Source organism: Actinomyces sp. oral taxon 849 str. F0330, from assembly GCF_000239715.1.
GTDB lineage: Bacteria > Actinomycetota > Actinomycetes > Actinomycetales > Actinomycetaceae > Actinomyces > Actinomyces johnsonii.
This window is the reverse complement of the sequence record NZ_JH470349.1, coordinates 350,946-369,839: the sequence shown is the minus strand read 5'-3', so window position 1 is coordinate 369,839 and position 18,894 is coordinate 350,946. Positions and strand designations below refer to the sequence as shown.

The window sequence follows — 18,894 nt, the reverse complement described above, 5'->3', positions numbered from 1 at the left end:
TGTGCGGCATGGCGGGCCCTCTCAGGCTACGGCCGTGTCTGACGCCACAGCGACTGTTTCGCCGCCCTCTTCCCCACCCTCGCCTCCACCCCGGTTCGACGGCGCACGGCCGGGACCCAAGTCCTTGACGTTCGGTCGATTGATTCGAGGGGCTGGAGTCTTCACTCGGACCGGAGCCGTTACCGGCGCCGGCCTGTGGTGAAGGCGTCCGATTGATGTCGCGGCTTGCCGACGACACCCCCGAGCCCACCTGGTCCTAGGACTCAGGCGAACTCGGGGGCGTGCCCCTATGGGAGGTGGGGGGTGGCGTCCGGCCTCAGGCGCGGCGGCGGCTCACCAGCAGGGCACCTCCCATGACGGCGAGTATGGCGACCGCCAACGGCAGACCGATCCTGACACCGGTACTGGCCAGAGGACCCCCAGAGGGATCCTCGGGCGTCGCCGGATCGCTGGGTACGGCCGGCGGAGTATCGCTCGGCGAGGAGGGGTCGCCAGGTGTGGCTGGGTCGCTCGGGTTCGGGGAGTCACTCGGATCGGGAGACGGCGACTCGCTGGGCGACGGCGTCGAGGACTCGCTCGGGTCCGGAGTGTCACCAGGCGTCGGAGACTCACTGGGCGTCGGGGACTCGCTCGCCGACGGAGAAGGCGAAGCCGACTCACTGGTGGACGGAGACGGCGAGGCGCTCGGCGTCGCCGACTCGCTGGCGGACGGCGAGGTGCTCGGCGTCGCCGACTCGCTGGGGGTCGGCGAGGCACTGGGCGTCGGGGACTCGCTCGCCGACGGAGAAGGCGAGGGCTTGGCCGTGTAGGTGTTGGTGAAGGTCGTGGCCACCACCTGGTTCTTCTCACTGATGGTCACCGTCTGGGAGGCGGGCGCCTCCAGGGTGTACCCCTTGACCGCGGCGGACTGTGCGTCCTCCTCGATGGTGCACTTGGTGCCCACGGGCAGCTGAGGGCCGGAAACCGCAGCGCCGTCGGCCTTGACCTTCACCATGCCCTTCACGTTGTTATCGCAGGTGTAGGAGAAAGCGAACTCATTGTCCACCGACTCGACACCGGTGACGACCTTGGTCACCGAGAAGGTGCCCATGTCACGGGCGTACGTGTTGGTCATCGTCACCTGGGCCGTCTGGTCCTTGGCGATCGTCACGGTCTGCGCAGTCGGAGCGGTCAGGGTGTAGCCGCCCTGGGTGGCCTTGGCGCTGTCCTCGGTGACGGTGCAGGTCGATCCGGCCTTGACCTTCTTGGACTTCTCCGAGGTCGCGGCTCCGGTCACCGTCAGCGATCCCTCGGTGCCATCGGTGCAGGTGTAGGTGAACTCGAAGGTGGACTTGCCGAAGTCGCCGTCGCCGGCCAGAGCCTTGGTGACCGTAAAGTCACCCTCCTCCACAGCGGCGGGGTCGGCGGAGTTGCGCAGCGTCACGGCCGTGGACTTCTGGTCCTCGATAGTCAGGCTGTTGGTGTTCTGGTCGCCTACTGCGAAGGTGTGGCTGCCCCAGGCCACGCCGGCAGGAGTAGTCGAGGCCGTCGTCGTGTCCTCCTTGAGGGCCAGGACTGTTCCGACCGGGAAGGTGCCGTTGTACACGGCCTTCTCACCGACGGTGACGGTCATGGAGGTGTCGCCACCGGTGCGGGCCTGGTTGACGGTCCCCGGAGCCTTCCACCCCGGGTAGGTGTCCACGTCGGCACCGCCGGGCAGGGTGTAGTTGATGCCCACCTCGAAGGTGGTGCCGGCCGGCACCTTGGCCGTCTCGGACCCGGTGAGGAGCTTGGTAATGTCCAGTCCGCCGAATCCCGGCTTCATGACGACGTTGATGGTGAAGGACTTGGAGTAGTACACCGAGTAGGAGCTCTCCATGTCGGCACCCACCACGGAGGCCTTGTTTGTGTACTCCACGCCGGCCTGAACGACGCCGTCGGCCGTGGTGGGGGTCGAGGCGTAGTAGACGTGGTAGTTGGTCTGTGGGGCGAAGGGGCCGGTCACAGTGATGGTGGCGGTGTTGCCCTGGATGGTGACGTCGAGGTCGAAGTCGCCCTGGCTGGTGTCCTGGTCGGTGCCACTGGCATCCGTGACCTGGCCATAGACCCTATTCCTCCCCTGGGAGGTGCCGACGCTCAGCTTCCACTCGCTCTTAGTCGGGACATAGGCCTGGCCGGGGCCAAGCTGATCGGTGAAGGTGACGGTCGAGCGAGTCTTGCCGTCCACCGTCAGGGAGCCACCACTCTTCTCGAGGGCAGCCTTGACCTGGTCCGGTCCAAAGGTCAGCTCCCAGTCCACCGCCTTGGAGGTGCTGGTGACGTCGAAAGCCCACTTGCGCAGCCTCTCCGGCGTGTAGTTGAGGCCAACGTTCTCAGAGATTTTGCCGCCGGGCACAGGCACCTCGGTCTGCTTGCCGTTGGCATCGATGGTCACATTGGCCGAATCGCTAGCCTGAGAAGCCACCACCAGCGCCGAACCGTCACCCCGCAGCTCATTAAAGCCCTGGCCAACGATGGTGTCGAGAGTGCCGTTGAAGGTGCAGGTGATGGTGCGCTCGTCCATCGCGCACTCACCGATAGTATGCTCCGCACCCTGGTGAGAGACCTTCATCGGCTCGGAGAGGCGCTCGCGGTTGCGGAGCTGCTCGGGCAGCTGGATCTGGAAGGAGTCGCCGCTCTTGACCTTGGCATTGCGGGCATCCCAGGCGAACTTCAGCTTGAGGATGTCATCGACCTTGACCGAGGTGTTGTCCGGCTCCTCGACTCCGTTGGCGTTGGAGACCACGAGCGACAGGCCGGAGACGGCAATCGACGGGTTGTTGGCGGCACGGGCCTGCATGGGCAGGACCGTCAGGAGCGTGGCAACGAGCGCGACAAGTGCGACAAGCGCACCTATCGCACGCGCGGGAGTGCCAAGCACCCTGGGGATAGGGATAGCAGACACGGGCGACCTTTCGAGAAGATTCTGAAGATAGGCTGGCGTTTACCTGAATCTAGATTCCCCGGGGCCGAGCTTCAGTAGCACAGGTCTCATCTACAGTCACGACTGTGCGGCCATCAGGTCTCAACCTGCTAAAGCGCACCACCGTCTCCAGGCTCCCCCGCATCGCCGTCAAAGACCTCCACCCCGACGCCCCCAGCCCAACGACGACGAACATGACCGCCGCACCGCACACCCGGGCAAGGCCACGGGCGAACCAGCACTCTCCCACCCCTTTTTCCCTACGTCGCTGCATCTGCTCCCCGGCACCCTGTCATCAAGGCATCACAATGGATACAGATACAGTATCCGCATCTCAGTCAGGTAGTTGACTGAGATAATAGTTCCATGAGCCCTACGGTGCGGGTGGGCGAAACCGCCACCCTTGTCAGCAGCCTCGTCGACCAGCTCTCACAGCGGTTGACGGACGACGCCGCGCCCGAGCGTTTCGTCGTCGGGCTCGTCGGGGCGCCCGGATCAGGGAAATCGACGATTGCTGCGGATCTGGAGGACCAACTCAAGGAGGCCGGCATCTTCGCCGGGCTCGTCGCCATGGACGGCTTCCACCTGTCTGACGCCGTCCTCGACGAGCTGGGTCGCCATGACCGCAAGGGCGCACCGGACACCTTCGACGTCGAGGGTTACCTGGCGACCCTGGACCGGGTGCGAGCCGACGGCGCCCATCAGGTCCTCGTCCCGGTGTACCGACGCGATCTGCACGAGCCGGTGGCGGCTGGGGGCATCGTCTCCGGGACCGGCATCGTCATCACCGAGGGGAACTACCTGGCCTTGGAGACGCGCGGCTGGGGTGCGGTGCGTGAGCGGATCGACCTGCTCATCCATATCGACGTGCCCGAGGAGGTACTCGTGGTGCGGCTCATCAACCGGCACGAGGACTTCGGCAAGAACGCGCTCGACGCCGGTCACTGGGTGCGCACGGTGGACCTGCCCAACGCCCGGCTCATCGCCACGAGCGTCCACCGCTGTGACGAGGTGTGGCGCGAGCCCGAGGACGGCCCCGACTCCGACGACGATGTCGACGCTGACGACGAGCTCGAGTAGCGTCTCGGTAGGTCCGCACCGGCGTCGGCGGCCCGGGGCTCACAGATGCACGTCACGTTTGACAGGTTGCTCCGGGGCCTCAGGCGCGTCCGTACGGTGGACTGAGACGACGATCTTTCACTCCTCGGACTATTGTCGCCGGGCATATCCCCGCTGATGCTCCACCGATGATCCGAGGCATCCCATGACAGCCCCTACTGACGCCGCCACCGCACCGCGCTCCGAAAAGCCGACCGCAGTTGCGGCCTCCGGCGTCGAGGCATCCGCCGACGCAGCCTCCGAGAAGAGACAGGATCGCAGCGCCCGTATCGCGGTGACGGTCTTCCCGCTCATCATGTTTGGCGCCTTCCTCGCCGCCTTCTTCTCGCCCTCCACCTTCGTGCCACTGGCCGGTTACATGACGCCGTTACTGGCCATCACGATGCTGGGGATGGGAATGACCCTATCCATCCCGGACTTCACGATGATCGCCCGTCACCCGAAGCCAGTCATTCTGGGCGTGCTCAGCCAGTACGCGGTCATGCCGCTGGTGGGTTGGAGCGTGGCGAACCTGCTGCCGCTGTCCCCCGAACTCAAGGTGGGCATCATCCTCATCGGCTGCGTGCCCGGCGGGACGACGTCGAACGTAGTCAGCTATCTGGCCAAGGGAAACACGGCACTATCGGTGTCCATGACTGCCTTCTCCACGATGCTCGCACCCATCATCACCCCGCTGCTGACCCTGTGGCTGGCCGGAACCTACATGCAGGTACCGGCCGGGTCGATGGCGCTGTCGATCGTGCAGATCGTGCTGCTGCCGGTGGGGGCGGGCCTGGCCTGCAATGTCTTCTTCCACAGGCAGGTGGCCCGGATCCAGCCGGCGATGCCGTGGGTCTCGGTCGTGGCCATCGCTGCGGTGGTGGCAGCGGTGGCCTCCAAGAGTCAGCCACTCATCGCCACCGCCGGGCCGCTCATGTTCGCCGCGATCGCTCTGGAGAACGCGACCGGTTACGCCCTGGGCTACGCCGTGGCACGAGCCTTCGGGGTCTCGTGGGCCGACCGGCGCACGATCGGCATCGAGGTGGGCCTGCAGAACGCGGGGCTCGGTTCGACCCTCGCCCTGCAGTACCTGAGCGCGGCGGTGGCTGCGCCCTGTGCGGTGGCGACCTTCTGGCACACGATCACCGGCTCCCTTCTGGCCATGTACTGGCGCCTGCGCGGGTTCCCGGCCGGGGAGGACCCGCACGCCACCATGCGCGAGCTGCGCCGTCGCACCGAGGAGTCTTCACCTGCAGGCGACTGACAGCACCGCAAGGAGGGGCGGGGACGTGCGACCCATGCCGCTATTGCTGGCATATAGTTAACGTGCCGCCGCGTTACGGCGCGGAGTGGAAGTAAGCGCCGGTGCACCCGTGTCGTCATGTGGGCCCGGCGCTTGCGTCGCACCCGCTACTACTCTGGTCATCGGGTATGCTCAACCCGCTCAGGGCAGTAGCCCTGCGAAGTGGACCCGGCAGCCTTCCGGACGGTGGGCGAGCCGGGTTTCGCGCACCATCGGGATTGTTCTGGCCGATCACTCCTCCACTCAGCACGACGTCGGGGCCAAGAGGACTCATGTCCTCTTGACCCCGACGGCGGTCATAGGCAGGCAGCCGACGGCGACCGGCTCACAGCATGCAGGAGACACAGCCCTCGACCTCGGTACCGGTCAGGGCGGCCTGGCGCAGGCGGATGTAGTAGAGGGTCTTGATGCCCTTGCGCCACGCGTAGATCTGGGCGCGATTGACATCACGGGTGGTGGCCGTGTCCGGGAAGAACAGCGTGAGACTCAGCCCCTGGTCCACGTGCTGGGTGGCCGCGGCATAGGTGTCGATGATCTTCTCCGGGCCGATCTCGTAGGCGTCCCGGTAGTACTCGAGGTTGTCATTCGTCATGAAGGGCGCCGGGTAGTAGACGCGGCCGATCTTGCCCTCCTTGCGGATCTCCACCTTGGCCACGATCGGGTGGATCGAGGAGGTGGAGTTGTTGATGTAGGAGATCGAGCCGGTGGGCGGCACGGCCTGCAGGTTGCGGTTGTATAGGCCGCCCTCCTTGACCTTGGCGGCCAGCTCGGCCCAGTCCTCACGGGTGGGCACATGCGCGCTGGAGGCCGCGAAGATCTCCTTGACGCGCTCGGTGACCGGCACGAAGTCCTGGGTCACGTACTTTTCGAAGAACTCGCCGGTGGCGTAGGTCGAGTCCTCGAAGCCCACGAAGCTCTCCCCGCGCTCCACGGCCATCTCGTTTGACGCCGTCAGAGCGGCGAACAGGACGCTGGCGAAGTAGACGTTGGTGAAGTCCAGGCCCTCCTCGGAGCCGTAGTGGATGCGCTCGCGCGCCAGGAAGCCGTGGAGGTTCATCTGCCCCAGGCCGATGGCGTGCGACTCGTGGTTGCCGCGGTCGATGGAGGGTACGCTGGGCAGGTGGGTCTGGTCGCTGACGGCGGTCAGGCCGCGCACAGCGGTGCGGATCGTGCGGGCGAAGTCCGGGGAGTCCATCGTCTTGGCGATGTTGAGGCTGCCCAGGTTGCAGGAGATGTCCTTGCCCACGTGGGCGAAGGTGAGGTCCTCGTTGAGCTCGCTGGGCTCGGAGACCTGGAGGATCTCGGAGCACAGGTTGGACATGACGACCTTGCCCTTGATGGGGTTGGCCCTGTTGACCGTGTCCTCGAACATGACGTACGGGTAGCCGGACTCGAACTGGATCTCTGCCAGGGTCTGGAAGAAGGTGCGGGCGTTGATCTTCTTCTTTTTGATGCGCCCGTCGTCCACCATCTCGCGGTACTTCTCGGTGACGTTGACATCCGCGAACGGCATGCCGTAGACGCGCTCGACGTCGTAGGGGCTGAAGAGGTACATGTCCTCGTTGTTGCGGGCCAGCTCGAAGGTGATGTCCGGGATGACGACACCCAGTGAGAGGGTCTTGATGCGGATCTTCTCATCGGCGTTCTCGCGCTTGGTGTCCAAGAACCGCATGATGTCGGGGTGGTGGGCGTGTAGGTACACGGCCCCGGCGCCCTGGCGGGCGCCCAGCTGATTGGCGTAGGAGAAAGAGTCCTCCAGCAGCTTCATGACGGGGATGACGCCGCTGGACTGGTTCTCGATGCGCTTGATGGGGGCGCCCATCTCCCGCAGGTTGCTCAGCAGCAGGGCCACTCCCCCGCCGCGCTTGGAAAGCTGGAGGGCGGAGTTGATGCCGCGGGCGATCGACTCCATGTTGTCCTCGATGCGCACCAGGAAGCAGGAGACAGGCTCGCCGCGCTGGGCCTTGCCCTCATTGAGGAAGGTGGGGGTGGCTGGTTGGAAGCGGCCGGACATCATCTCGTCGATGAGGTCGAGGGCCAGCTGCTCGTCGCCGTCGGCCAGGGTGAGGGCCACCATGGTGACGCGGTCCTCGAAGCGCTCCAGGTAGCGCTTCCCGTCGAAGGTCTTGAGCGTGTAGGACGTGTAGTACTTGAAGGCGCCCAGGAAGGTCTCGAAACGGAACTTGTGGGCGTAGGCCGCCTTGAAGGCGGACTTGACGAACTCCGGGGAGTACTTGTCCAGGATGTGGCCCTCGTAGTAGCCCTCCTCGACCAAGTACTTGAGCTTCTCCTCCAGGTCGTGGAAGAAGACGGTGTTCTGGTTGACGTGCTGGAGGAAGTACTGCCGGGCCGCCTCGTGGTCGGCGTCGAACTGGATCTTGCCGTCCGCGTCGTAGAGGTTCAGCTTCGCGTTGAGTGCGTGGTAGTCCAGCTCCGGGGAGGACACGGTCTCTGAGCCGGTGTCCGTCAGCGTGTCTGCCAAAAGTGTTCCAATCCTTCTTTGACGCGTGCGACGTCCGTGGGGGTGCCGAGCAGCTCGTAGCGGTACAGGAACGGCACCCCCAGCTTGCCGGCGATGATGTCACCCGCCAGGCAGTAGGCCCGGCCGAAGTTGGTGTTGCCCGAGGCGATGACGCCCCGGCACAGGGCCCGGTTGTCCGGGTTGTTGAGGAAGGCGATGACCTGCTTGGGCACCGCCCCTTTGACGGAGCCACCACCGTAGGTGGGCACGACCAGGACGTACTCCTCATCCACCCTCAGCGGTGGGTCCATGCGCCGCAGGGGGATGCGCGCCGTCGGGAAGCCGAGCTTGCCCACGAATCGGTGCGTGTTCTCCGAGGTGGAGGAGAAATAGACCAGAAGGGGCCTGCTGCTCACGGCGCGCCCCGCGGCCTCAGACCGCGACGGACTCGACGGCGAGCGCGAGGGTCTTGATCTTGTCCGGGCGGAAGCCGGACCAGTGGTCCTCCCCGGCGACGACGACGGGAGCCTGGGCGTATCCCAAGGACTTGACCTGCTCAAGGGCCTGAGCGTCCAGAGAAATGTCCACCGTCTCGTAGGACAGACCGGCCTTGTCCATGGCGCGGTAGGTGGCCGTGCACTGGACGCAGTTGGGCTTGCTGTAGATGGTGATCGCCATGGCCGTCTCTTCCTCAGGGTCCGGTGGCGGTGACTGCGGCCCGTCCCCGAAGGGGGACTGAACCGGCGGCACCACACGCTTGTCATTCACGGGAGGCCAGAACGGCCCCGCAGAACAAGACACTACCCCTTGGGGTAGTCCGGGTCCACTACCCCAAGATGCTGTGTCAGCCGTGGTCCTGTGCACACCACCCCTCCCTTCTGTGGAAAACACCCGCTAGGCTGTGGATGCCCGGTGGAAACGGCTCACGAGCATCTCCGCGATGACGTTCGAGCCCGGCCCCCCGATCCGCAGGACGATGGTCTCACAAGGGCGTGACATCCATCCGGCCCCCTTAACCACAGGGGTCGCCCTCCAAGACCGGCAGTCCGCCCCCAGCCCTGGGGACGGAGGACGAAGAATCGCCTCCGAACACGCACACACTCGGCGTGTCGCCCCTCCCAGCGAACAATCAGCATGCAGTCGTCAAGAAGTTAGGAGACGATCAGAGGCGACTGAAGGCGACCCATCTGCACATCCGGGACGAACGACACCGCCTGGAAAATCCGCAGGAGTACGCAGTCTCACACCCGACAAGAGGACTTGGCTCTAGCATTTTTTACAACGGTCGAATTATCGTTATTGTTACAAGATCGTTATCTCCCGGTTCCCATCCATCTCCCACGAGGACTCGACATGCAGCAAACGTTGCAAGAACTGCCACTCACGTTGGCCTACATCGGCGCCGACCTGTTAGCCATCACCCTCCTGGTCGGGGTGCTCTACATCCCGCGCCACGGGCGTCGTGACCTCGTGGCCGCCTACATCGGCGTCAACGTGGGCGTCCTGGCAGTCACCCTGCTGCTGTCATCGAGCAACAACGTCGGAGCCGGCCTGGGCCTGGGGCTCTTCGGCGTCCTGTCCATCATCCGCCTGCGCTCCTCCTCCCTGGCCCAAGGCGAGGTGGCCTACTTCTTCGCGGCTCTGGCCCTCGGCCTGCTCGGCGGGATCAAGAGCCACCTCATCATCGTCGCCATTCTCATGGTCCTCATCCTCGCCTCCCTGTGGGTCGGCGACCACCCCGCGCTCATGCGCAACAACCGCAACCAGACCGTCGTAATCGATCGGGCCATCAGCAACGAGGACGAGCTCATCCTCGAACTCGAGGACCTGCTCGGCGCCCAGATACGCAGTGTCGACCTCAAGAGCCTGGACCTGGTCAACGACACCACCATCGTCGAGGTGCACTACCGGCTGCGCCGTCGGGCCCGCACGGCACCACCCGCCGCCCAGCCGAAGGACACCGGGACCGGGGCGCAACAGGTCCGGCAAGCTCCTCAGGAGAGCACCCCTCAGGCTCCTCATCTGATTCAGGAAGTCCCGCTTCAAACTCCCACTCCGATCCAGCCCGTCGGGCAGCAGGCCTGGCCCGGGGCGCTCTCTCACGACAGCGCCGCCTCAGCGGCCACCGCCCCGCCCCGGCACGACTGGATCACTGGCAACCGGCAGCAGCACACTCCCCAGCGGCACAGCCAGCCGAGTGCTCCACCACCTCCTGTGGCCAACCCTCGCTACAACTGACCGACCACAACGGCCCCACCGCACCGCCGCGCCACTGGCAACCGACCCGCCCCACCCTGCGACTCCCGACCCCGGAAAGGACCGCACCGTGCCGAACACCGAAGGCATCGACACGATCACCCTCGCCGAGCTCAACTCCGAGGCGAGTCTCCTCACCCGCATGGACCGCAAGTACCTGGTGCCGCCAGGCGACACCCAGGACGTCGTCGACTACCTCGCCCCGCGAGCGCAGGTCCTCCAGATCGACGGCCTGCGGCACTTCCGCTACGCGTCAACCTACTTCGACACCCCGGGGCTGGACGCCTACTTCCTGGCTGCCCGCAAACGGCGCCGGCGCTTCAAGATCCGTACCCGCACCTACCTGGACTCCGGCCTGTGCTTCCTGGAGGTCAAGACCAACGGCTCGCGCGAGGCCACCGTCAAGGACCGCTTCAAGTACGATCCCGACGACGCCGACCGCATCACGCCCGACGGTCATCTGTTCGTCATCGAGCGGCTGGTCGAGTCCTCCACCTGCTCCCTGGACGAGGCGAGCGCCATCGCCAAGGCCCTCGTCCCGGTCATGGACTCCACCTACAGCCGCACCACCCTGCACCTGCCTCATGACGAGGCCCGGGCCACCTTCGACACCGAGCTGACCTGGGACCTGTTCGACCCCGACGGGCGGCGCCTCGAACGGGGCGTGTCGGTGGGGCACCTCAATGTCATCGAGACGAAGAACCCGTCCACGGCCTCCCCCACGGATCGGCTGCTGTGGAGGCGGGGGCATCGGCCCGCCCGCATCTCGAAGTACGCCACCGGCATGGCACTGCTGTACGCGAATCTGCCCACCAACCGGTGGAACCGCACCATCAACCGGGACCTGGGCCGCTATAAGCGGCAGGCCCCACTGCGTCAGGTGGCTGCCTGAGCGAGCGCCGCTCCGGTCGCAGGTCGGCCGGGCCGATCCGCGTCTGTATCTCATCGGCTGCCGGCGCCCATTGACATTCGGTCGTTCAGCCGAGACCTCGCCTCATCACCAGCGCCTCCGGGAGTAACGGGCCCCGCCCGGCCCCGGGGGGCGCTGTTTGCTGCTTCACATCGGTGGCGGAACAAGTCATGCCTCACCCATGCCGCGTTCACAGCCGGCTCATGGAATGCGCTCTTTGACTGTTATTCACCGGACGGAGTCACCCGCCGCGGCGCGCCCCGAGTACATGCTCGGTCTTTAAGCGCCCATCTCACGGCAGGCCCCGTCGCCGGTCCGAAATAACCCCGACAGGAGCCTCCCGATGAGCCTGACCACCCTGACCTACATCGCCGCCGACCTGATCGCCCTCACCATCCTGGTCGGGGCCCTCTACGCCCCCCGCCACGCCCGCAAGGACCTCATGGCCGCCTACATCGGCGTCAACGTGGGCGTCCTGGCAGTCACCCTGCTGCTGTCGACGGCGAGCGTCGCGGCCGGCCTGGGCCTGGGGCTCTTCGGCGTCCTGTCCATCATCCGCCTGCGCTCCACCGAGCTGGCCCAGCACGAGGTGGCCTACTTCTTCGCAGCCCTGGCCCTCGGCTTGCTCGGCGGGATCCAGACCGCACCCATCGGGATGGTGGCCGCCCTCACGGGCACCGTCGTCGCCGCCCTGTGGATCGGCGATCACCCCGCGCTCATGCGCCGCAACCGCCACCAGGTGATTGTCCTCGACCACGCCATCACCAACGAGACCGCTCTCATCGCCCACCTGGAGCACACCTTGGGCGGGCAGGTCCGCTCGGTCGAGGTCCAGCGCCTCGATCTGGTCAACGACACCACCATCGTCGACGTCCGCTTCCGGGCGCCCCGACAGACCCCCGCCGAGCTGGAGCCCGAGACCTCCGATCTTTCCAGGCTCTCCGACGACGACGTCCCCACCTCGAAACTGGCGACCGAGCCGGCGGCCGGCGCACCCACCGCCCCGACCGCCCAGTCCTGGGCCGGCACCCGCCAGAGCACCGTGCAGACCACCGCACCCGCCGACCGGGCCGAGGCCCAGCCCATCACCATCAAACCGGCCGCCCAGTACGTCACCCGCTCCGCGGCCCAGTCCAGCAGCCAACCGGCCACTCAGACAGTCATGGCCGCGCGCTGACGCCGGCCCGCACCGACCAAAAGGACCGCGATGACGACCGCCTCCACGACCTGCACGATGATGCCCGCCGCGATCCCGAGCGCTGCGGCGTCGGCTCCCCACGGGACGGCCCCGATCTGTCTGAACACGGAGCACCTGGCCACCACCACCCTCGCCGAGCTCAACAGCGCCGCGGGCCTGCTCACCCGCGTGGACCGCAAGTACCTGGTACCCCTGAACTGCGCGCAGGAGCTTGTGGACGGGCTCGCGCCCGACGCCCGGGTTCTGGCCATTGACGAACAGCGCCGCTTCTCCTACGCCTCGACCTATTTCGACACCCCGGGGCTGGAGGCCTTCATGCTCGCGGCCCGCAAGCGGCGTCGGCGCTTCAAGGTGCGCACCCGCACCTACCTGGACTCCGGCCTGTGCTTCCTGGAGGTCAAGACCCGCGGCGCGCGCGGCACCACCGTCAAGCGGCGCATGGGCTACCACGCCGACGACGCCTCCCGCCTCACCGGTCCAGGACGAGCCTTCGTGGCGGCCTGCCTGGCAAGCACGGGGGTCACCGGCTCGGCCGCAGCCCATGAGGTCGCCGCCGCGCTGAGGCCGGTGCTGGCCACCACCTACGAGCGCACCACCCTGCACCTGCCGCGCGCCGAGGCCCGGGCCACCATCGACACGGCCCTGACCTGGCAGCACCTGGGACCGGTCGCAGGCCCGGGGACCGCAGTGGTTTCCGCCGGCCCCTTCGCCGGGATGGTTGCGGGCTCGCAGGCGCTGCGTCCGGCCCACCTGGCCGCGGCCATCAGCAGCGGCGAGCCGGTGGAGGTCTCGGGCGTCGCCGTCGTCGAGACGAAGAACCCGGCCACGCCCTCTCCCGCGGACCGCGCCCTATGGGACGCCGGCTACCGTCCGGCCCGCATCTCGAAGTACGCCACCGGCATGGCACTGCTCCATCCCGAACTGCCCGCCAACAGGTGGTACCGAACCCTGACCCACGAGCTGGCCGGTCTGTTCGGCACCGACCGCTCCAGCCTCGAAAGCATCAACGCCAGTCACACCACCGCGAGCGCCGCTTGAGCTGGGCGCCCAGACCGCTCACCGATCCGACTCCGGACCCGACAAGAAGAGAAGACAGAACAATGAAGCCCACCAAGACGAAGACGACCAAGCCCCTCAACCGACTCCGCCGTCGTGCGACCGGAGCCGTAGCGCTCCTGGCCGCGCTCGCCCTGGCGGCCGGCTGCTCGACCTCCTCGGCCTCCGGCAAGGCGAGCGCCTCCGGCTCGAACGGATCGGAAACGACCTGGACGACGATCTCCTCAACCGTGGCCACGGCGTCGACCGGTGCAAGCGTTTCCGACATCCTGGGCGCCAACGCCTCCGTGGAAAAGGCCTCCAGCTCCGAGGACGACGCCGGGACCACAGACACGTCGTCGGCCACCACGATCACCCTGTCGGGGTCATCGGCCTCGGCCAGCGGGTCGTCGTCGGGCAACGTGAAGGTCGATGGGGGGACCGTGACCATCAACAGCGGCGGTACCTATGTCATCTCCGGCGAGCTCAGCAACGGGCGGATCGTCGTCAACGCCCCCAAGGCCGACGTGCGCCTGGTCCTCAGTGGCGCGAGCATCACGAGCTCGGACGGCCCGGCCATCGACATCCAGGACGCCGGCGACGCGATCGTGGTCCTGGCCAAAGACTCCAAGAACACGCTGACCGACGGTGCCAGCTACGCCTCGGGGCAGGAGGCCACCGCGGCCCTGTTCTCCTCCGATACGCTCACCGTCACCGGGACCGGCCAACTGGACGTGACCGGCTCCTACAAGGATGGCATCTCCTCCAAGAACGGCCTCATCATCACCGGGAGCAGCACCATTAACGTCAAGGCCGCCGACGACGGCCTGCGCGGCAAGGACTACCTGGTGGTCGAGTCCGGGACGTTGACGGTCGAGGCGGGCGGCGACGCGCTGAAGTCCAGTGAGGACAACGATGAGACGAAGGGCTTCATCTCCCTGGGCAAGGCGAGTATCACGCTGACCTCCTCCGACGACGCGATCGCCGCGACCACGGATGTCACCGTCAAGGACACGACCCTGACGATCACGGCCGGCGGCGGTCAGGCCAACGCCACCATTGAGGAGCAGGCACCGCCCGGGCAGGAGTCCACCGCGGACTCCACAACGCCCTCGCCCAAGGGCATCAACGCCGGGGTGAGCTACACGCAGGACTCCGGGACGGTCACCATCAACGCGGCCGACGAGGGGCTGCAGGCGCCGTTCATCAACGTTGCCGGCGGCGAGCTGTCCATCGCAGCGGGCGACGACGGCATCAACGCCTCCAACGGCGACCACGTCATCGAGGGCCACGAGAACGCCGACTCCGAGTCCGACGACGGCTCGGTGCTCACGATCAGCGGGGGTGAGGTCGAGGTCTCCTACGCCTCCTCCGACGGTATCGACTCCAACGGCTCGGCCTACGTCAAGGGCGGGATCGTGGTGGTCTCGGGGCAGGCCGGCGAGATGGATGGGGCGGTGGACGCCAACGGCGAGACCCAGCTCGTGGGGGTGACGGGGTCGCCATCGGTGAGCGCGGGCGACACGCTCACCGTCACGGACTCCTCCGGGTCGCAAGTGGCCTCGGTCAAGGTCGATTTCACGGCCGCGGCGATCACGGTGCTGGGGCTCACCGAAGGCCAGCAGTACACGGTGGCGACGTCGTCGGGTGGCTCGGCCACGGGGACGGCCTCGGCGCTGTCCGCCGGAATGGGCGGCCCCATGGGTGGTGGCCAGGGCGGTCAGGGAGGCCCCGGCGAGCAGGGCGGTCAGCCCGGTGGGGATCCGGGCCAGCCGCCCAGCGGTGGCCAGCAGCCCGGCAACCAGAGCAACCAGAACGGCCAGTCGAGCAGTCAGTCGAGCACTGCCCAGAGCAGCTGAACCGGGCCAAGAACTGAGGGCAGGGGCCGCAGCGTTGCGCTGCAGCCCCCACCTGTTGGAACTACTCTCACTAACCAGTAAAGCAATACGTTCGACTTAAACGCCCACTTTCTTATGGACTGACCCCTACAATACAAATGTGCTGAAGGATCCACAGACACTCCCGCTAGCGTGCGCCACTATATTCTTAGTCATTGGCTGCCTCATAAGACGACTGCGAGCGAAAATTGCGCTCACTATCAATCCGCACACAAGAAAGCTTTTCGAGAAGATTGAAGAGCATTTACCGCACAAGGGAGTTATCGAGCAAGCATTTATGCTGTCAACTACAGGTTTCCTGACCATGTGGATCACTACGCATCCAACCTGGAGTTTCTGGAGTTATATTACACAGTCTCACGAAAGCCCAAAAAACACAATGATAGGAGCCACTTCGATAATAGCGCTGCTGACCTTCGTCACTGCGAGCATGGCGAGTGCAGCAAAGGAAAAGACCGACAGCCCCGAGTATCTGGGGAAATCTGTCTCAACTTACATTTTCTCTGAGTCCTTGGTGAGTAGAGTGCTTTCGACTTCAGAATTCTCTGTATTCACACTGATTGTATTCATAGTCCCATTTGTAATCAACTCAATCACTGCACGTGAAATATTGCAAACGGGCATCAATCCACATCTTTTCGTAACGTCTTTGTGGAGTGCCTGCTTCACTGTTGTTAGCGCCACACTCATAGTTACTCTATTAACTCTACTCAGAGCATCTATGAATCGACTTCTTCAACCCTCTGACGTGGAATGGATGATCGGGGAAGCAATACGGCGTCGTTCTGCTAGCGAGCTTCAAGGACATTTCTCGCCTCTCCTCGGAATATTTGAAGATACGGCCGTTTCTGCTAGAGAGTGGGTTCACGATCGCCTGCAGGAAATGCAGTGTCTACCTAAAGAGCAACAGGAAGACTACATTCACAGCGCATTCGATACATTGGTTTTGAGAGGCTCCCTCAGAAATCGAATAAAATCAGTTAATCGGGCACTTACACTCAAATACATCTTGCCGCGCGATAATACATTATTTGGGACAATTTCACAGAAAATTATACAATGTTACTGTTCACGTTCATTAAGTATGATATACTCAGTGATGCAGTCGCGGAACGCCGAAATGATTAGGGCATTGTGCAATCCTGAACTCCCCGTTTCCCTTCGTTCCACACTCACCAAGACCTTAATAAACGAGGCAGTTTTACTGTCAAAATCAATGTCAAACATTAAGAGAGAAAAGCGTCGACAGTTACTCGAATCAAGGTTGCTTTCGACTGAAAGTAAGTTCCCTGATCCCGTTTCAATAAGTCACCTAGAGTTTATTGCTTCGCGCCCCACTGGAACAAACGCAGAAAGCGGTACTGAGGTCTTCGAAGCGCTAACTGCAATCACATTCAGAGATCTCGCATACTTGATTCGCAAGCGAGTTGGCTTAACTGACAGCGACTCATCAACAGAATACGTCAAGACTATCATTGACGACGCCGATAACATCTCACACCCCGCGACACGCCTATACTCTGTCAATAAGGTAATAGAGGCCTCCACGCATGCGGCAGTTTCCAGCTCTAACCAAGACTCGCGATTGTCGCTTCGCATTCTTGCCGGAGCAAGCAGAAGACCCAGATATCACGTATCACGGTTGACAGATAATGCGACCAAGAACGAATATGGTGACGCATCCCAGGACACTCTTAAACATATTGTCTTCAATCATGTGTGGAGTGCATTCGCCACATACCCTGATATGTGTGTGGAAGTTTATGGTGAACTATTGAGGATGATCCCTGCCAGTGATGTGCGTCCAACTTTCCTACATTTTCTAACATTTAACACCTATCAGGGGCGTGGACTAGATCTGGATATTCTGTCATTTTTTGACGAGCACTTAACGCGTCACTCATATTACTCGATCTCTGTAGAAATCTCGGAAAACCACTATCTCGAACACTTCAAACACTACCTTCATTCCAGTCTGACTGGATTGGGTTCAGAAGGCGTTGACTGGTTATTTAGCATCCTGGAGGAGGATGTCGACTGTCGCTTTTACTCTAGATACTTAGAGCTGTGGGACGTCAAAGGAATACGTGTGGAATTCAGCACGGTTCTGCTCTGGAGAATCATGGCGGGCGATGATTTCAATCCTGTCCCACCGGTGCACGTACAGGACGCTAACCCAGATATCGAGGACTACCAATTGGCACATCTACGCGAAGAATCTGGGCGGGCCGCAAAGGTTCTCGATAGTCTTGGAAAGAAAAGGGAGGCGGACAAGTTGCGGTATTCTTTTGGTGTTCCTACCCCGAAGAATATCGGACGCAGTGACGTCCAAGGAGTCGAGGACGCACTTTAGCTCCCGACGACGCACCTCGTGGGTACAGCCCGTGCGACCTAAGGTGCGTCCCCGACGAACCAGGCACTTGCCCGCACCCCTGTGATCGCCCCTACGTTCCGCAGCACGACCTATTCAGCACTCCACGACGTTGACGGCCAGTCCCCCGCGGGAGGTCTCCTTGTACTTGGCGAGCATGTCCTCGCCGGTCTGGCGCATTGTCTCGATGACCGTGTCGAGGCTGACCGCGTGCCGGCCTTCGCCCCACAGGGCCATGCGGGCTGCGTTGATGGCCTTGACGGCGGCCACCGCGTTGCGTTCGATGCAGGGGATCTGGACGAGTCCGCCCACGGGGTCGCAGGTGAGCCCCAGGTTGTGCTCCATGGCGATCTCGGCGGCGTTCTCTACCTGGGCCGGCGTCCCGCCCAGGGCCTCGGCCAGGCCGGCGGCCGCCATCGAGGAGGCCGAGCCGACCTCGCCCTGGCAGCCCACCTCGGCCCCCGCGATCGAGGCGTTGGTCTTGATGAGCCCGCCCACAGCGGTGGCGGCGAGTAGGAAGCGGCGGGCGCCATCGTCGTCGGCCCCGGGGATGAAGCGCTCGTAGTAGGCCAGGACCGCCGGGACGATCCCGGCCGCACCGTTGGTGGGGGCGGTGACGACGCGGCGCCCGGCGGCGTTCTCCTCGTTGACCGCGAGCGCGAACAGGTCCACCCAGTCCATGCCGCGCAACGGGTCGGCCATGGTGAAGGCGGCGGCCGGGCCGGTCGACTGGGCGCGCAGCCGCTCGTGGAGGGCCTTGGCGCGGCGGCGCACCCCGAGCCCGCCGGGCAGGATGCCCTCGGCGTTCATGCCGGCCTCGATGCAGGCACGCATCGTGGCGCGCAGGCGGTCCAGGTAGGCCATGACCTCCTCCCGGCTGCGGGCGGAGAGCTCGTTAGCCAGGACGACCTCGGACACGCCCAGGCCCTCGCGCTCGCAAATCGCCAGCATCGCGGCCGACGTGGTGAAGGGGAAGGGCGCGGGGGTGGCGTGGGCCTGACTGGCGGAGGCGGTCGCCAGGGCCTGGATCGACGGCGATCCGGGAGCTCCGACGTCCTCCATGACGAAGCCGCCGCCCACGGAGTAGTAGGTGCGGCGCAAGATCTCGGCACCGCTGGCGCAGTAGGCGGTCAGGGTCATGCCGTTGACGTGGTAGGGCAGGACCCGGCCGGGCAGGAAGTGGATGTCGGCGCCGGGACTGAAGGGGACGGGGCCGACGCCGTCGACCACCAGCTCACCTGCGGCCTCGACCTCTTCCATGAGGGACTCGCACACGACGGCGGGAACGGTCTCGGGCTCGTAGCCCGCCATTCCCATGACGGCGGCGCGGTCGGTGGCGTGCCCGCGGCCGGTGGCGCCGAGCGAGCCGTAGAGCTCGACGGTGATGCGGGTGGGCTGCGGCAGGCCGGCGCCGGGGACCTGT

13 protein-coding genes are annotated in these 18,894 nt (G+C 64.7%); 8 read left to right on the top strand and 5 right to left on the bottom strand.

The genetic code is table 11. The features are described from left to right. Positions 1-316: 316 nt before the first annotated feature. On the bottom strand, positions 317-2,923 hold the full coding sequence (locus HMPREF0975_RS03570) for a DUF7926 domain-containing protein (RefSeq protein WP_009232770.1): 2,607 nt from the start codon (positions 2,921-2,923) through the stop codon (positions 317-319). A gap of 384 nt (positions 2,924-3,307) precedes the next feature. Between HMPREF0975_RS03570 and HMPREF0975_RS03565 the strand changes: the two genes are divergently transcribed. Both HMPREF0975_RS03565 and HMPREF0975_RS03560 read left to right on the top strand, forming a co-directional pair. Then, on the top strand, positions 3,308-4,021 hold the full coding sequence (locus HMPREF0975_RS03565; RefSeq protein WP_009232769.1) for an NB-ARC domain-containing protein: 714 nt from the start codon (positions 3,308-3,310) through the stop codon (positions 4,019-4,021). 184 nt (positions 4,022-4,205) lie between these two features. Continuing rightward, positions 4,206-5,303: a bile acid:sodium symporter family protein gene (locus HMPREF0975_RS03560; protein ID WP_009232768.1), complete on the top strand. Its 1,098-nt coding sequence runs from the start codon at positions 4,206-4,208 to the stop codon at positions 5,301-5,303. A gap of 364 nt (positions 5,304-5,667) precedes the next feature. Here HMPREF0975_RS03560 and nrdE read toward each other — a convergent pair whose 3' ends face one another. Genes nrdE through nrdH form a run of 3 tightly spaced genes read right to left on the bottom strand, consistent with a single transcriptional unit; the run spans position 5,668 to position 8,481 of the window. After that, positions 5,668-7,824: a class 1b ribonucleoside-diphosphate reductase subunit alpha gene (nrdE, locus tag HMPREF0975_RS03555; RefSeq protein WP_009232767.1), complete on the bottom strand. Its 2,157-nt coding sequence runs from the start codon at positions 7,822-7,824 to the stop codon at positions 5,668-5,670. Then, on the bottom strand, positions 7,809-8,219 hold the full coding sequence (gene nrdI / locus HMPREF0975_RS03550) for a class Ib ribonucleoside-diphosphate reductase assembly flavoprotein NrdI (protein ID WP_009232766.1): 411 nt from the start codon (positions 8,217-8,219) through the stop codon (positions 7,809-7,811). Before nrdI ends, nrdE begins: the two co-directional genes overlap by 16 nt. A gap of 16 nt (positions 8,220-8,235) precedes the next feature. Continuing rightward, positions 8,236-8,481: a glutaredoxin-like protein NrdH gene (gene nrdH / locus HMPREF0975_RS03545; protein ID WP_003788409.1), complete on the bottom strand. Its 246-nt coding sequence runs from the start codon at positions 8,479-8,481 to the stop codon at positions 8,236-8,238. A gap of 675 nt (positions 8,482-9,156) precedes the next feature. Between nrdH and HMPREF0975_RS03540 the strand changes: the two genes are divergently transcribed. The 6 genes from HMPREF0975_RS03540 to HMPREF0975_RS15430 all read left to right on the top strand — a co-directional run bounded on the left by HMPREF0975_RS03540 (position 9,157) and on the right by HMPREF0975_RS15430 (position 17,453). Then, positions 9,157-10,041: a DUF4956 domain-containing protein gene (locus HMPREF0975_RS03540; protein ID WP_009232765.1), complete on the top strand. Its 885-nt coding sequence runs from the start codon at positions 9,157-9,159 to the stop codon at positions 10,039-10,041. A gap of 88 nt (positions 10,042-10,129) precedes the next feature. Beyond that, positions 10,130-10,951 (top strand): polyphosphate polymerase domain-containing protein, encoded by an 822-nt coding sequence (locus HMPREF0975_RS03535; RefSeq protein ID WP_009232764.1) that lies wholly within the window; start codon positions 10,130-10,132, stop codon positions 10,949-10,951. 361 nt (positions 10,952-11,312) lie between these two features. Further along, positions 11,313-12,146: a DUF4956 domain-containing protein gene (locus HMPREF0975_RS03530; RefSeq protein ID WP_009232763.1), complete on the top strand. Its 834-nt coding sequence runs from the start codon at positions 11,313-11,315 to the stop codon at positions 12,144-12,146. A gap of 60 nt (positions 12,147-12,206) precedes the next feature. Further along, positions 12,207-13,205 carry a polyphosphate polymerase domain-containing protein gene (locus HMPREF0975_RS03525; RefSeq protein ID WP_049939415.1) on the top strand — a complete coding sequence of 333 codons (999 nt, stop codon included), beginning with the start codon at positions 12,207-12,209 and terminating at the stop codon, positions 13,203-13,205. A gap of 62 nt (positions 13,206-13,267) precedes the next feature. Continuing rightward, positions 13,268-15,061 carry a carbohydrate-binding domain-containing protein gene (locus tag HMPREF0975_RS03520; RefSeq protein WP_009232761.1) on the top strand — a complete coding sequence of 598 codons (1,794 nt, stop codon included), beginning with the start codon at positions 13,268-13,270 and terminating at the stop codon, positions 15,059-15,061. 139 nt (positions 15,062-15,200) lie between these two features. Beyond that, positions 15,201-17,453: a hypothetical protein gene (locus tag HMPREF0975_RS15430; protein ID WP_156808159.1), complete on the top strand. Its 2,253-nt coding sequence runs from the start codon at positions 15,201-15,203 to the stop codon at positions 17,451-17,453. Between the two features lie 114 nt (positions 17,454-17,567). Here the strand turns inward: HMPREF0975_RS15430 and HMPREF0975_RS03515 are convergent. After that, a partial coding sequence (locus HMPREF0975_RS03515) for an L-serine ammonia-lyase (RefSeq protein WP_009232759.1) occupies positions 17,568-18,894 on the bottom strand: 1,327 nt, incomplete at its 5' end.